This window comes from Rhodopseudomonas telluris (genome assembly GCF_042432815.1).
Classification (GTDB): Bacteria; Pseudomonadota; Alphaproteobacteria; order Rhizobiales; family Xanthobacteraceae; genus Rhodopseudomonas; species Rhodopseudomonas telluris.
The window spans coordinates 334,868-350,388 of sequence record NZ_JBHLWM010000008.1 but is presented as its reverse complement, the minus strand read 5'-3'; the positions used below and the strand labels follow the sequence as shown (position 1 = coordinate 350,388).

Genomic DNA, 15,521 nt, shown 5'->3' with positions numbered 1-15,521 from the left:
AGTCCTCAGGCTCGGGCAGGCAGACGAAGCGCGTCTTTCAACTCCGAAACCGACTCACCGAGCTCTTCGGTATTGCTCTTCAGCTCTTCCAGGAATGGGTTTAGCCGCGAAATTGCGGTTGCAAAGCTTTCGTCGACCTTTGACGCATAAGAGACGAGTTGCTCACCTTGCATGGTGACGGCTCTTGAAAGATCGTCGATTGCACTTCCGAGCTCTTCATCGACGCGCTCGAACTTTTCGGAATAGCCAGCCCAGACAGTAGAAAGCTGGCCAATATGCTCCCCTAGCGTCCCTGCAAACTCTGCCGCTGATCGCTGCCCAGCCTCGAAACTGGCAACCGAACGTGTCACTGAATCAGCGAGCTTGGCGTTGGAATCCACGACACTTGCCGAGATCCGTTCGCTCGCGCCCAACACAACGGTGGTCAAGCTCTGGGTTGCACCGGCGATCCTCTCGCCTGATTGCAACAGCGGAGCCGAGGCAGAGCGAACATCTTGAGCCGTCGCGCCGAAAGCATCGGCTGCCAACCGGGTTTGACTTGTGGCGTCCCTCAAAGCTGTGACCTGAGATGTCATACCAGTCTCGACATTGCGGACTGTACTAGCGAAGGCCTCAAGCTCACTTCGAATTGACTGCATTGCCGCCGCGAGACCTTCCTTCAATGCATTGGCTGCCCCGCTCGATGCTGCCGCGACTGCACTCACCGCATTGACCTGCGCAGAGCCGACCATTGCATCGGTCTCGCTCAATCGTCTCGACATGTCCTGTTGGTAAGAATCGAGCCCACCACGGAAATTCTCAACCTGACCCTCGAGTTTAGCCATGACGCGAACCATAGCCTCTTCGATCTTCCCGGATGCACCCGATGCGGCTTGCCCCAGCTGTTCGTCCACTTTATGATTGGCTCGCTCGAACGCCTCGCGTAGCGCTCCTACGACGTCCATGAGCGCCTTTCGGCTCTGCTCAGAGGTTTCGGTCATCCGTCCACCAGCATCCGACACCAGACGATTCAGGTTTTCGGCGGCCTCCGTCATCCGGCGCCCGAAGTCCTCTCCCGTCCGGCCAATTCCGCCTTGCGCTTCAACCAGCGCGCCTTGCATGGTCTGAAGCGTCTTGGTCAATTCCCGAAGTTCGTCGCCGGCCCCGACCTGAAGTGTCTTACTGAACTCCTTGATAAGACCAGAGACACCGCTTTGGCTCGAGTCCGAAAGCCTCTCCATTGCGTCGTCGATACTGGCCGCGACGGGAGCCATTGCGGTCGTAAGTGCCGATTGAATCTGCGGTGAAATCTTTTCCCCCATGCGGGCAAAGAAGTCCGCACTGTTGATCTGCTTCAATTCGCTAAGCTGAGAGCTGAGAGTTTCGTTCATATCCCATGCGATTGACTGAGATGACACAATCCGCACGCGTTGCTCGATCTGATGATTGAACCGATCAAAAGCAGCCTCGATCCAAACAACGTAGAACCGAAATAGGATTGACAGTGCGATCGACGAACCTAATCCAGCTATTGACGTCATGAATTTGAAAGTCGCTACTTGCAATAGCTGACGGGTGGCTGTTTGCATTCCGTTTGCATCGCTACTACTGACTGCCGCCGATGCCTGCTGAAGCGCTAGAACCAACCCGATGAACGTAAGAAGCAGACCGACGCCGACGAAATAGCCGGGTATGCTGCCCATCATCTTTAATCCAGCAAGCCGCTCTCTCGCAGCACCAAAGTTCAAGAGGCTACCAGGACGAACCGTGGCATGGATGACTTTTGCTTCCGGTATTCGGACCATCGTTTGGTCAAAGACCCTCCAAGCGCCCCCAAGCAGAGGGTGCCTCGAAAGGCGCTGGTCGATTGCATCGAAATTCTCGGAGAATTGCGCGGAGTTTCGCGTGCTCTTGATCCGCCGAGTCGCATCAGAAATTGCCAGGGAAATAAGCAACACGTGCATAACTAGGTATGCAACTGACAGCCCTAGGGCGATCACCCCTATCAAAATGGCCAGAGCAAAGGCGAACTCATGCGAGCTCAGCCCCTCAACGTGTCCGGTGGATACTGCAACTCGGAGAGTGTTCTGGACGAGAGAGAGGTCTAGAAGCGAAAGCGTAACCGAACCAGCATATACCGTCGCCCCGACGATACCCCAGAACAAGACGAGACGAATCACCCCGTTCCAAAGAACGCGCGAAGAAAAGAGTCCCATTTATAGACTGCCCAGCGTGAATGCCCGACAATCTTTTGACCTCATTTCTCAGGGCGGTGCAATCGCACAGTTGCATGGCCCGACAATCTCTAGGGACGAGATCAAGGAAGAGGACACTCGGCACTTTGATCCATGGCGCGACGCGCCGCAGTGACGGACGCATGTGTTGTTTCGCCTCATCCGCCATCAATCATCGGTCTAAGCATCCACCCTGTCGGTGGCCGGAAACAGCCTCGCCCTTTGTTCGGCAGGTGTGGGGTTCAGATACTTCATGAGCACTGCCACCGTCTTGTGGCCGCTCTGCCGCATCAGCGTTTTCAGGTCGGCTCCCCTCGCCGCCATCCTCGACAAGGCCTCGTGCCGTAGGTCGTGAATCCTCAAATCCTGACACCCTGCACTGACCCTGATCTCATTCCGCCAGGCGTCTTTCGCGACCCAGGCCGTGAAGCGGAAGACCTTGCTGTCGGCAGGCTCCCCGTCCGTCAATTCGAGCAGACCGGCGTAGGCTCGATCCGAAAGCGCAACGTGCCGCGCGCTGCCGTTCTTCGAGTCAGGAATGTGGACAAATCCGTACTCCCGTCGGATCCAGGCGCATTCGATTGAGACTGCCTCTCCAAGCCGCATTCCAGTGTCGAGGAGCAGCGGAAAGAGTGCGCGCCACTGCCGACGGGTCGGGTCGACCGTAAGCCCCTCAATGGCTGTCATGATGGCCTCTTCCTCGCCCTCGAAGAGCCGCCGTTCACGGTGCCCGGTTGGCTGCGGCACCCCTCGTCGGCGCTTGCGAAGGGAAGCGATCGGATTGGCAATGTCGACGGACTTCTCGTGGATCAGCCACTCGTAGACGGCCGAGATGGTATTGAGATTGTTCCTGATCGTGGATGCCGACTTTCCGGCCTCGCTACGGGCATCGCGGAAGTCGACGAAGTCGGACACAGTCAGATCCCGAATGCGCTTCTGGGCGAAGTCCTGCCGGGCGAGCATCTGTAGCATCGCAGCTTCCTGTGATGCTCCCTTCTTCTCGGGCGTGACCTTGATCCGGTAGTCATCCAGCGCCTCGGCAAAGCGCTTCTCAGGCCACCCAAGCGGCCCATAGGCTTTGGGTTCGAGCCGAGGATCCCGCCAGTTGCCGAGCTTCATGGCCGTCTCGGTCGAGCTCAGCCAGAGCTTTGCAGCGTCCTTCTTTGCAAACGTTTGACTGATCGATTTCGAGGCTGCCGGCCCCTGAAAAGTGTCCGGCAAGCGCGCCGTAGCGGTCCAATTCTTCCCGCGCTTGATCAAGGTCGACATAGCGTTTTCGGGGCTCCGCTTCACAACAATACAGCAACAAGGTACCGGAAAGATGCTAAAGGCGCTTTGAAATCAATGTAAAGACCGGTCCAAAGACCGGCGTGCCCGCAAGGTTGACCATAGCTTAACGGGGTCATCGAAAAAGCCAGCCGGCAAATTGCCGCTTGGCGAACTCGATTACCTGCTGGAATCACCCGACGACCGTGCGGGCGCCCTCGGCTTCGGCCTCAACACCGAACCACCCGCGCCCAAGCGCCAATTCAACCAGACGATCGATCTCGAGAAGCTGCAAGCCTTGGCGGACGCTCTGGTCAAGGACGAGTTGCCGAACGATCCGCAGACGCAGCAAGTGCAGGATTTGATGCTGCTCGGCACCTCGATGGGCGGCGCACGGCCAAAGGCCGTCGTACAAGCCGACGGCGCACTCTGGGTGGCGAAATTCAACCGAGCCGACGATAGCTGGAACAACACACGGGTCGAGTATGCGATGCTGCGACTCGCACGCGAATGCGGGCTCGCCACAGCCGAAAGCCGGATCGAGACCGTGGGCGGCAAGGATGTTCTTCTCGTCAAGCGCTTCGACCGTGAGACGACAAACAAGGGCTACACGCGGGCGCGCATGGTCAGCGGCCTGACCATTCTGCGCGCCGACGAAGCGCCGGAGGCACGACAGAACTCGTCTTATCCCGTTCTGGTCGAAGAACTGCGCCGGATCGTCGAGGATCCCAAGAAGGACGCCAAAGAACTCTTCCGCCGCGTCTGCTTCAACGCGTTGATCTCCAACACCGATGATCATCCACGCAATCACGCCATCATCGCCAAGGAGAAGAGCTGGAAGCTGTCTCCGGCCTACGACCTCACGCCCTCGACACCCGTCAGCCTGGAACGCCGTGACCTCGCACTAGATTGCGGCGATCAGGGCCGCTACGCCAACGCCAAGAACATCCTCTCGCAGCACGCACGGTTCTTGCTCGATCGCCCGGAAGCCGAGACGATCGTCAACGACATGAAGGCTCAGGTGGAAGGGAGGTGGTACGACACAATGCGCGCCCAAGGCGTTTCAGAACAGGACGCCGAAAGAATTCGCAATGCTTTCGTTTATCCAGGGTTCTCGATTTGAAACGGCGCACTCCTGCTTGCAGAAGTTGATCTGCCCTTTCGAACCAGCAAGGAAGACGACGCCTATTGCAGCCACCGACGACCTCTCCATCACCAACGACAGGAAAAGCGAACCGACGGATAATAATCGCAACCGGCTATAAGCAGGGACGTGGAATGCGATCACTCCGCTATCCCTGCGCACTCACCTCGTTACCGTCAGCTGATTAACCCGATAAATACCCCGTCGCATAAGCAGTCTGGATCCGCTCGCCGAAGCCTACAACGTCAACCAAATACATTGGTTAGTGGTCGCCCAATACTCCCACCTGAATCCACTTAATTATCACTTCAGCCAACTCACTCTCCACTCCCCCGAACACATGACCGGCCTCTGGAATGCGCACCACCTCACTTCTTGGGAGCCACTTCCGGAAATTCGCCACCGACTCAGTCAGCCCACCTATCGAAATCTGATCTCCACCGCCCTGCACTATCAGGGCCCGATTTCCAATAGCTTGACCAACTCGCGACCATGCCGAAAATACCCGGCCATTGATCAATTCATTCAAAGACCGGCGGCAAATCGGAATTGAATATTCAGCCCCCCCAACCGATATACCGAACAGATCGAATAAGACGGCCTCTGAGCCGCAATCTCTTGCAACCCGAGGGTCCCGCCCGCGACGCCACTCCTTATACAGCCACGAACTATCCGACGGCCCAAGGAATATCGCATCATTCGTTGCACTGCTTCTAACAAGATACTCTCTTAGAATATTCGTTCCAAAGCTATGCCCCTGAACCACCAGCTTATTGCACCTCTGTCCCAGAAAAGAAACCGCCGCATCCAAATCGAGTAAAGCCAACTCCGGATTACTAATCGACGCCCCATGATAGGCCGCACCTGCTTCACTGTACTCTTCCACCACGTACCCGCTGAGCCGATGATTTATAGATGCAAATGCGACGCCGCTCTCTGGAAATCGTCCGTGCATATGCCGCACGAATCTATTCTTAATGAAATCCCCTCCAAAACCATGAGAGTGCAATACGACAACGTCACACGTAAGCAAATCGCCAGAAATGAGCCCATGCACGACATGTCCGTCATTAGCTATGCACTCAAAATACTCCATCGCGCTTTCCCACTAAGCCATAAACCACCACTGACGAAACTCGATGCAGCGCAAACTACTGTCAAACTTGATCACAAACACACCGTCTAGGTGGCACGACTTCCCGTCGCCCGGAGTGCGAAAGTCGTTCCTCCAATGAACGCATGCTGTATTTCCGTCCACCGCCACTACTTCAAAGTCAAAAGTGATATCCTCCAAATTGACAATATCCTGCCAGTAGCTCCTATATTCCGATTGCGTCGTCCCCGCGTGGAAGGGCCGTTCGTAATATCTCTCGGTTGCCTCAAAAAGCCGCAACGCACCTTCTACGTCCTTCGTCGTCCACGCAGCCTTTAACTGCTCTAGCCACGCCACAACAGCATCTTTGGTAAGCATCAGACCTCTCACATCCCAGTTCCAAAAACCTCAGCACTTTTGCCAAATAAACTGCTTCGCACGCCCACTGTATGGCCCCTCCCTAGGCAACTCAAACGATCGCCTCAAGGTCAGCGACGGGCAGTATGAACCGGACAACATTCCCCATGGCCTCCCATAATACCAACGACATCCCGGCGGAGTCACCCTCTTCGCGAGTTCGCAGAGCGCCATAAACCGCCGCCCCGGCAGCCGCACCTCCAGCCTGCGATAAATCTCAGAAGTATCAATCATTTCATTTTCAAGCTGAAGCTCTGAGCAAAAGATTGCTTCGCAGGAGAAGCGATTTGCCGATTGGAGATTAATCGGGCTATCCGCGTAGTACGCCTCAATATGCTCAATTGATATCAGCTTCCTCTCGTTCGTCAGCACCTTATCAATAAACCACCCGCCGCGAGAAAGCGAACCGTCTATCAACTCGTAGAATCTGGCGCGATCACAGTACGCAACATTACCTGATGTAAGATCGGACAGAACGAGAGAAAACATCGCTTCGTATGATCCAAGAACATCAATCCAATCACCACAAACAAACACTTCTTCATTTCGAAAAATTCTCATGTGATTCATGCGCTCATGAAATTCCTGATTCTTGTCGATTACAAACACATTACGAAACCCGCAATCGCAGAGAAGATCTCGAAATTCCGGCGTGCTGCCTAGCACCGCAACAGGAGACTCTTTACTCAACGATAGCGCAATCTTTCGGATTCTGACGAGTTCATTCCGATCAGGGCGAGATGGCGGTAATACCAAATTCCAGTCGTGTATCGCGTTCCACATCTCTACTCTGCCAAACGATCTAATGACGGCCACTCTGCTAAGGCGTCTTCCACCGAGGCGCCATCGTGAACGATAGCCGATAACGCACTGATCATTGCAGCGCGCTCCCATCGGGAGAATACATTACGCCCAAAGCTTATTCCCATTGCACCAGCGTCGATCGATTCCTTCGCAACCTTCAACGCCACAGCCGATCCCACAACCGGACCACCCGCCACCACAACGGGCACAGGATATGCAGCCTCAACAACGCGCCTAAACGTGTCGGGAACGCCGGTATACTGCGTTTTGACTATATCTGCTCCCAATTCCATACCAATACGAGCACAATGAGCCACTATCCGCCCATACTCATCGGGCGACTTATCTTTGGTCAGATCGTAATTGTCATCCTGACCCGCCATCTCGCGCCGCGGATAGACAATGACGAGAAATGGCATCTGATTAGCCCTGCATGCTTCAGCAATCAGGCCGGCCTGCTGAATCATCTCTCCTTCGTAGCGGCTTGAGACGTTGATATGCGCCGCGACACAATCCGCTCCAAGAATCTGGGCGTCTTTCACCGATCCCACCACACGCTTGCGCGTGTGTTCACGCTGACTGGTACTCGCCGTCAGATTCACAATCCATCCCACTTCACCGAGCGCAGCTCCACACTGCCGGTAGATGCCGCTAAACGCTAGCACTGCATTCGGCCTGCCATCGGCGATGTCGCGTATCGCATTGGCAGCCGATTGCAATCCGGCGACCGGCCCAAAAATCATTCCATCATCTACAGGAACGATTACCGTACGTTTCGACTTCGCATCAAAGAGCCGTCCCAGCCGACGCGCATGTCCCGTGACCACCGCAAACTTTCCTCTTCACTTCAAGATGTTCGCTGCGCCGCGAATTATGGCCAGCACGCCGACAACCCTCCATCGATCACCAACGAACTGCCGGCGCAACAGCTCGCGAGATCTGACGTTAAGTAACGGACCGCTTCGGCGACTTCCTGGGGGGTTATGAGACGGCGAATTGGAAGTCCGCTCCCAACGCTCGCTAGATATGATTCCGTGTCTCTGAATCTTCCTTGGGAGACAGCGATTGACGCCATGGATTGGAGCATAGTCGTATTCACTGGACCCGCGCACACTTCATTGACCGTGACGCCAAATGCAGCAAGCTCAACGGACAGTGACTGGGTTAGCGCTCGCAGTCCAAATTTGCTGATACTATAACTTGCACGATTTAACCCGGCTCTAAGTCCAAATATCGAGTTTATATTGACTATCCTGCCCCACCTATGATGCATCATATGCGCCGAAAACGCTCTTGCGAGAGTAGCCGAGACCAGAACATTCACTTTCATAGTATCTTCTAGCTCGGACTCCTTCAAATCCAGAGATGAACCTCCGGAGAGATTGATAGCGGCGTTGTGGACGAATATATCGCAATTCTCGATTGGAGGTGCCCAGTCAGACAGAAAATCAATTTGATGACCAATTGCACCCGTCGCGCGACGAAGTTCGGACGCCTCTTCGCCGTTGCGGTGATACTGGAAATGAACTCTATGTCCTGCATTCACAAGGGTATGGACTATCGCGGAGCCGATCGCGCTTGTACCGCCAGTGACAAATGCCACTTTCATTCGTCTTGCCCTCGACCGGCTGAGGTTTCGTCTAGGTTCATCCCAGCACTAGAGCCGACCATCTTGGGAGGCACGCCCCCTTGAACGGCGTTGCTTAGCCCAGGCACACCGCACGGCGCGCGATCATCTGTTCCCAGGAGATCGTTTATGTCTATAGAAACGCTCGGTACCGCCAAGTGCTTCGCCGACGGCGATGCCCAACATGCTTCGAAGCAATCAGTAAACCGCTTTAGTTCGCTTTTGTTTTTGGAGTAGCTACCGACGATCTTATCCCGATGATTTACGTAACCCTTGTACAAGTATCTATCACCGTAAATTCCAAAATCGTTTGTAAGATATTGCAGCCCAAAATCATCGAGGATACGGTCAAACGCCTCGCGGCTGATCAATTTGTAGTCGTAATGCTCCACATTGGCATGAAATGCGACCAGTGTCTTTGTCTGGTCTGCCTTTAGTTCGTCGTCGTTTGCATACACCATGAGCCGCTTGACTTTGGAGATCTTGCGACTTTGAACGAGCTCGTAACCTTGTCGAAAGTAGCGCTTCGAATGCAAATCAAAGAAGAAGCTATTGTCAGAACAATAGTGAAGGGCTCGAAATACATCATTCGGCCTTCCCTCGAAGGCAGAGTATAGGAGCTCCGATGTTACCTGAAACATGGTTTCATCTATGCGAATCTCCTGCTTTGTGGTTGCGTCGACGAGCAAACTGTCCAACTGATCGAATTTTCTCGCAAAGAACCGTACAAACAAATCCGACTGACCAAAGCTGTTCTCACACACCTTGTGGAACATTCGCCGGATTTCATACATACGAGCATCGATCTCGTCACGCGCTTCCCAGATCTTGTGATCAGATCGTATTTTGCTCACGATTGTACGGATTATTAGGGTCAGCTCAGCCAACGTCAAAGCGAGAAAGGTTAGTATAGAAAATATAACGCTTTCCGCAGCTGAGAAGAGCGTGGGATTGAGTGCATTGATCAGAATTGGCGTTAGCGCCGACAACATGATGTTTATGAATAGTAACACTCTGACGTCAGCCATTTCTTCAAATCGTTTCGCAGTCTCTTTGGTTGAGATGTCATCATCTGCCATAGGCTAACTCCTGCACTCCGACTTCCTAAGACAAAGAGCGGCGCACAACTTCGGACAGGATCATCAGACCGTCAGACAATTGGGCACTGTCCATGCAAAGAGGAGGAAGCAGTTTAATAGCACAGCTAGCTGCTCCACTCGTTTCAACAAGGAGGCCGGCCTGAAATGCATAGTCACAAATCGTCTTTGGTAGGTCGGATACACCTGTGTGTAGTCCGCGAATGAGACCCACTCCCTTTTTTGTGAACATCGCTTGCGGAAGCGACTCCGCGACATTTTCCAGCCAATCATCGATGATCTCGATGTTTCGCTCCACGCGATCGAGAAAATCTCTGTCTGTCCAGTAGTCGGTTGCTGCTGTCGCAGTTACAAACGCATGATTGTTGCCCCGGAAAGTTCCGCTTATCTCTCCTGGCTCCCAAATGTCTATTTCTGGACGAATTAGCACTAGAGACATCGGCAATCCGAATCCACTTATCGATTTGGAAAGACAGATGATATCAGGCTCGATACCTTGACTTTCAAAGCTGAAGAATTTCCCAGTCCGGCCGCACCCAGCTTGAATATCGTCAATGATAAGCAAGCTGCCTACTTTTCGCGCCAGATCGGCCAGATCGTGCAACCAAGCTTGCTTTGCAACACTAAGACCGCCCTCCGATTGGACCGTCTCAACAATGAACGCCGCCGGCGGCACAAAACCGCTACCTGGATCGCTAAGAAGCTTTGCTATCAAGGGAATGGTGTTTTGTTCTGCACCGAGATAGCCGTCGTATGGGTAGCGATCAACGTTCTCAAGTGAGATGCCAGCGCTTCTTCGTTTGTCAAGCGAAGCGGTCCCCGCGAGGGAGCCCAGACTTGTACCATGGTAGGCGTTAGTGAAGGCAGCAACGTTTGACCTGCCTGTTACTTTGCGAGCCAGCTTCAACGCGGTTTCTATTGCGTCCGTTCCTGTTGGGCCCGTGAATACGCACCTAAAACGCATATTTCTTGGCCGAAGTATCTTGTTCGTAAATGCGCTTATGAATTCTTGTCGTGCGGAGGTTCGCATATCGAGCGAATGTGCAATTCCATCACGCTCTATATAGTCGATCAACGCCTTCTTCAGCGCTGGGGGATTATGTCCGTAGTTGAGAGCGCCGGCTCCGGAGAAGAAATCGATGTAGCTTCGTCCTGCTATATCTGTAAGCAGAGCACCTGACCCGGACACGAAAATTGTCGGAAATCGCCGTGAGTACCAACGGACGTCCGATTCCAAATCGAATTCAAAGTTCGTTTCGGTCAGCCTCGTTCTCCAAAGCTACCAAGTACGGTTCTCGTATTACTACCAATAGTGGAAAGACATTCAAGCGTTTCGCCAAGCGAGCGAATACGACTATTTGTGTAGCCAACAGGCCGCTTGAGCGGCTTTGGTGCCCCTTCGATTTTTCGGTTTGGGCCGCAGTCTGGAGCCCCGTGGTCCATCGACGTTGATTGGCTAGAAGATCAGAGACGGTTTTACCGCCACTGCCGTCGGATCGACCCTTGTCGCCAGTAACTTAGGTCGCATCTACGTAAACATTCGTGCCCGGAAATCGCTGTGCCCTCTGCTCAGCGGGGCGGATTCAGATACCTCATGATTACCCCTACAATCTTATGCTCGCTCTGCCGCATGAGCGTCTCAATTTCGCGCCTCGCGCCGCTATCCTCGACGACGCTTCGTGCCGACCATCGTGACTCGTGAGGTCCTGATCCTGCATTGATCCGATCTCTTTCCGTCAGCCGTCTTTGGCAACCCAGGCTGTGAACCGGAATATCTGGCGGTCGGCGAGTTCTTCATCCGTCAGGTCGAGGAGGCCGGCGTAGGCTCGATCCGAACGCGCGACGTGGCGGTACAGCCCGTGTTTGAGTCTAGAACCAATACTTTTTCCGTACTCTCGTAGGATCTCGGCGCGTTCGAACCAGACGGCCTTTCTAAGCCGCATTGCGGTATCGAGAAGCAGCTGTAAGAGTGCGCGCCATTTCTGCGCACCGGATCAACGGACAGCTTTTCAATTGGCTGCTTTAAAGCCCATTTTCGCCCTCGAGGAGTTGTCGCTCACGGGCACGCCTCGTCGGCGCGCTTCCGAAGCGATGCAATGGGATTGGCGATGTCGACAGCCTTCTTATGGATCAGCCATTCGTAGACGGCCGAGATATTTTTGAGGTTGTTCCTGATCGTAGAGACTGAGTACCGGCCTGATCGCGTGCATCGTGCGCGAAGTTGGTAGCATCAAATCTCTAGTGCGGGCGAAATGCACCCGTGCCGGCCTTTGGAGCATTGCTAACTACTGCAATGCCCCTTCTTCTCGGGCGTTACCTTGATCTCGTGGTCATCCAATGACTCCGAAGTGCTGCTCGGGCCTGTCAAGGGGTCAGTAGGCCTTGGTTCGAGCCGTGGGCGCCAATTGCCGAGTTGGATGGCCGTCTTCGTCGAACTCAGGCGGAGCATTTGGTATCCTACTATGAGGACGTTGGCTGATCGATTTCGAGGCTGCCGGCCGTGAAACCTGTCCGGCAGCCCGCCATTTTTCTCCGTATTTCCTCGCGTCCTAATCACGCAGGAGATTGCGTTTTTCGCTCCAGGCTGCAACAATGCTGCAACGGTGACGCCAAAATGCCAAAAACTTCAATTTAATCAACGTTAGACACCGGTCTTGAAAACCGGCGTGCCCGCAAGGGTACCGTGGGTTCGAATCCCACCCCTTCCGCCATAAACCGTTGATTGTATTTCGCAAAATCTGTTGACGAGCGAACGCGCCGCCGCTGGTGAGCATCAAGCGGCCGGGCGGATCGTGGCCCGGCCTTTCAGCATTCCAGAACCTCGATCGTCGGCGTCGCGGCCGATGATCGGTCGAGCAAGCTGGCTCCCGCCCGGAAAGATCCCGCTCGCCAACGCCGATATCGGCGGCGCCGAAGCGCCGCCGATTGCCGAAATGTCTTTGATACGATGTCGCTCAGGCGCTGTGGCTGACGACGGTGCTGTAGATCCGCTCGAGCAGCGACAGCGCGCCGCGATAGCCGACGTAGCTGCGCGACAGCACCACCTCGTAGGAGGCCGGGAAACCGACTTCGATCAGCGAGCCCTTCATCTCCTTGACTAGATCGCGTTCCCAGGTCGTGCCGAAGATGATCGGCGGCTTGTGGCCGAAACCCGCATTCCGGATCGCATCGTGGATCAGATAGCTGTCCTCGGCGAACTCGATTTCGACCGAGACGTCATGGTCGATGGCACGGAACTGCTCGCGAATGGCTTCGCGGTGTTCGACCGGCGGATCCTCGGTGACGATCTGCTTGGCCGGGATCAGGCCGAGCTGGGTCACCAGAAACTTCGTCAGCGCCAGATTATAGGCGCTGTCACCGATCACCGCGAACCGCGCCGGCAGCCCCCACCAATATTCCGAATAGAAATCCGTGAAGCCGTCGATGTAGTTGTAGTAGCGCGTCTCCTCGCGGGCGATCACCTGTTCGACCGGCCCGGCCGCCAGACCTGCGAATTCGGCGACCTTGCGCAGGAACTCGCCGCTCTGCCGTGCACCGATCGGCAGAACCGGGATGTGCAGATAAGGCTGGTCGTAACGCTCCTCCAGCAGCTGCGCGGTGGCGAGGCCGAGCCACGGCGACAGCACCAGGTTGAACTGCGCGCGCGGAATGTTGCGCCACTCGCTGAGCCCCGCCGAATCCGGACCGAACAACACGTTGACCTTCAGGCCGATACTCTCAAGCAGCCGCTTGATCTCTTCCAGATCGCCGCGCCAGAACGTGTTTTGATACGGCAGCAGCGACCATAGATTGACCAGGCCCTGCTCGCGCACGCCGTCCCACGGGCCGAGATACTGCTCGATGATTGCCTGCGTCACGGCTTCATGACCGGTGAAATTGTTGCCGCGGAAGCCGCCGGTTTCGGCATAGACGATCGGCACACCCTTCTTCTGGAAATCGCGCACCACGGAGCCGACATCGTCGCCGACAAGATCGGGGATGCACCCGGTCAGCACCACGAACAGATCGGCGTCGAGCACGAGCTGGGTCGATTCGATCAGTTCGCGCAGCCGGTCGGCGCCGCCGAAGATCACTTCGCGCTGCGACGCGTTGGTCGACGGCACCACCGGGCCGCCGCCATAACCCGAGCCCTGGAAGCCATTGTAGAACGCGAGGTTCATGTATTGCTTGTCGGCGCAGCCGGGGCCGCAATGGGTGATCGGCACCACCCGCGGGATCGCGGCGGCGCTCTGCATCGCGCCGATCGCGCAGACGTAACGCACCAGTTCGATCGGGCCGGATTTGTCGGCGTCCGGCGTGATCTCGGTCGGGCGCGATTTGAGGGCAAGGATGGCCATTTCGGAGTCCTCTAGGCGACGGCGGCGCGGGAGAGCGCGAACGGATCCGGCTGAGCCAGCCAGGATTGCTTGTAGGGAAGGCTGACGCGCTTCGCGATGTCCTGGTGGAATTTGCGGTGCTGCAGCGCCGCCAGGATCGACTCGCCGAGATTGACCATGCCCTGATAGCCGAGCGCATGGTGCTCATCGCCGAGCGGGATCGCCGGAATGCCGAGACGCGCCGCGAGCGGCGCGAGGCCGTTGTGGCGGATGATGATGAAGTCCGGCTTCACCCGCTGCAGCAGATTGTAGAACTGATATTGCTGCCGGTTGCCGACGGTGAAATGCCTCACATCGCCGTAGTTCTCGACCAGATGGCCGAGCGAATCCTGCCGCGGATCCTCGCTGTCGTAGACGGGGTCGTGGTGAAACACGAGCGAGCCGTCGACCTCGACGCCGATCTCGCGCAGCACGCCGATCAGCCCATGCGAATAGGCCGAGCCGGTCGCGACATAGCCCTTGAGGCCCTTCAGCTTCGGACGCAGCTCGTCGAGCAGCGGCTTCACCCGCGCATGCTCGCGGGCGATGTAGTCCTCGGCCTGCGCCTCGCGGCCGGTGACGCGGGCGAGCTCGCGCAACCAGGCGTCGGTGCCGGGAAAGCCGTAAGGCTGCGGCGCCTTGATCTGCTCGACGCCGAATTCCTGCTCCAGCGCGGTCGCGAGATAGGTGCCGAGCGTGTAGCAGAAGCTGACGGTCGCCCTCGCCTCCGACATCTGAGCGAGCTGTTCGACGGTCGCCATGTCGACCACGTAGTTCACCCGCAGCCCGAGATCGGCCAGCATCGGGGTGAACACATCAGTGCCCCACAGATTGATGACGTTGATCAGGTCGTCCTGCCTGGTCTCCGGGTTCCTGCGCACGATCTGGCGCAGGATGCCGTGCTGGGTCGCGTCGAAGCCGGTCGACCAGTGCTTCGATTTGAAGCCCTCGCAATGCAGTGGGATGATCGGGATGCCGAATTCCGCCTCGGCGGCGCGCGCGACGCTTTCGACGTCGTCGCCGATGATGCCGCTGGCGCAGGAGGTGGCGATGAACACCGCCTTCGGCGCGTGCCGTTCGACCGCCGCGCGGATCGCGACCGCGAGCTTGTCGGCGCCGCCATAGACCATGTCGCGCTCGCGCAGATTGGTCGAGATGAAGCGGATGTTCTGCACCGGCAGGCCGCGCATCGCCAGACCGTTGCGATAGATCGAATTGTAGATCACCTGCCCGGCGCCGCAGCCGATCGGCGAATGCTGGATCAGCACCGCGTCGCGGATGTTGCCGGCCTGGCATTCCACCATCTGCTCGCTGCACACCGACCCTTGGGTGAACGGGCCTTCGAGCTCGCAGACCCGCCGCGCCTTGGAGCCGCAGCCGCCGCAATCGCCGCGCGAGAACGCCGATTCATCGGCGAGCTTCGAGGCCGTACCGTCCCAGCCAATGATGGTACCGAGCCGCTGCTCGCGGGTCTCAACAGTCGAGGTCTTGAGATTGAGGGTCAT

12 protein-coding genes are annotated in these 15,521 nt (G+C 56.2%); 1 reads left to right on the top strand and 11 read right to left on the bottom strand.

Going from position 1 to position 15,521, the window contains the following annotated elements; genetic code table 11:
* Positions 1-5: 5 nt before the first annotated feature.
* Both zorA and ACFFJ6_RS19180 read right to left on the bottom strand, forming a co-directional pair.
* Entirely contained in the window at positions 6-2,195 is a 2,190-nt protein-coding gene (zorA, locus tag ACFFJ6_RS19185; protein ID WP_378390782.1) for an anti-phage ZorAB system protein ZorA, read from the bottom strand.
* A 198-nt stretch (positions 2,196-2,393) separates the two neighbouring features.
* Positions 2,394-3,482 (bottom strand): tyrosine-type recombinase/integrase, encoded by a 1,089-nt coding sequence (locus ACFFJ6_RS19180; RefSeq protein WP_378390780.1) that lies wholly within the window; start codon positions 3,480-3,482, stop codon positions 2,394-2,396.
* A 157-nt stretch (positions 3,483-3,639) separates the two neighbouring features.
* On the opposite strand from ACFFJ6_RS19180, the gene ACFFJ6_RS19175 reads away from it, so the two are divergent.
* Complete coding sequence (locus ACFFJ6_RS19175) at positions 3,640-4,602, top strand: type II toxin-antitoxin system HipA family toxin (RefSeq protein ID WP_378390778.1); 963 nt, start codon at positions 3,640-3,642, stop codon at positions 4,600-4,602.
* A 283-nt stretch (positions 4,603-4,885) separates the two neighbouring features.
* On the opposite strand, the gene ACFFJ6_RS19170 is transcribed toward ACFFJ6_RS19175, so the two are convergent.
* From ACFFJ6_RS19170 to ACFFJ6_RS19130, 9 genes are all read right to left on the bottom strand, one after another.
* Positions 4,886-5,719 carry an alpha/beta hydrolase gene (locus ACFFJ6_RS19170; protein WP_378390775.1) on the bottom strand — a complete coding sequence of 278 codons (834 nt, stop codon included), beginning with the start codon at positions 5,717-5,719 and terminating at the stop codon, positions 4,886-4,888.
* Between the two features lie 12 nt (positions 5,720-5,731).
* A complete protein-coding gene (locus ACFFJ6_RS19165; RefSeq protein ID WP_378390773.1) occupies positions 5,732-6,094 on the bottom strand; it encodes a nuclear transport factor 2 family protein in 363 nt (120 codons plus the stop codon).
* 30 nt (positions 6,095-6,124) lie between these two features.
* Positions 6,125-6,823, bottom strand: coding sequence for a hypothetical protein (locus tag ACFFJ6_RS19160; protein WP_378390771.1), 699 nt, complete (start codon positions 6,821-6,823; stop codon positions 6,125-6,127).
* A 95-nt stretch (positions 6,824-6,918) separates the two neighbouring features.
* Complete coding sequence (locus tag ACFFJ6_RS19155) at positions 6,919-7,764, bottom strand: 2-amino-3,7-dideoxy-D-threo-hept-6-ulosonate synthase (RefSeq protein ID WP_378390768.1); 846 nt, start codon at positions 7,762-7,764, stop codon at positions 6,919-6,921.
* Positions 7,765-7,808: 44 nt separating this feature from the next.
* Complete coding sequence (locus ACFFJ6_RS19150; RefSeq protein ID WP_378390766.1) at positions 7,809-8,546, bottom strand: SDR family NAD(P)-dependent oxidoreductase; 738 nt, start codon at positions 8,544-8,546, stop codon at positions 7,809-7,811.
* Positions 8,543-9,643, bottom strand: coding sequence for a hypothetical protein (locus ACFFJ6_RS19145; protein WP_378390764.1), 1,101 nt, complete (start codon positions 9,641-9,643; stop codon positions 8,543-8,545). The genes ACFFJ6_RS19150 and ACFFJ6_RS19145 overlap by 4 nt, the downstream gene beginning before the upstream one ends.
* Before the next feature lie 25 nt (positions 9,644-9,668).
* Complete coding sequence (gene ectB / locus ACFFJ6_RS19140) at positions 9,669-10,898, bottom strand: diaminobutyrate--2-oxoglutarate transaminase (RefSeq protein ID WP_378390762.1); 1,230 nt, start codon at positions 10,896-10,898, stop codon at positions 9,669-9,671.
* Between the two features lie 1,717 nt (positions 10,899-12,615).
* Positions 12,616-13,998, bottom strand: coding sequence for a nitrogenase component 1 (locus ACFFJ6_RS19135; protein WP_378390760.1), 1,383 nt, complete (start codon positions 13,996-13,998; stop codon positions 12,616-12,618).
* Between the two features lie 11 nt (positions 13,999-14,009).
* The gene (locus tag ACFFJ6_RS19130) at positions 14,010-15,521 is read right to left on the bottom strand and encodes a nitrogenase component 1 (RefSeq protein WP_378390758.1); all 1,512 of its coding nucleotides are present in this window, start codon (positions 15,519-15,521) and stop codon (positions 14,010-14,012) included.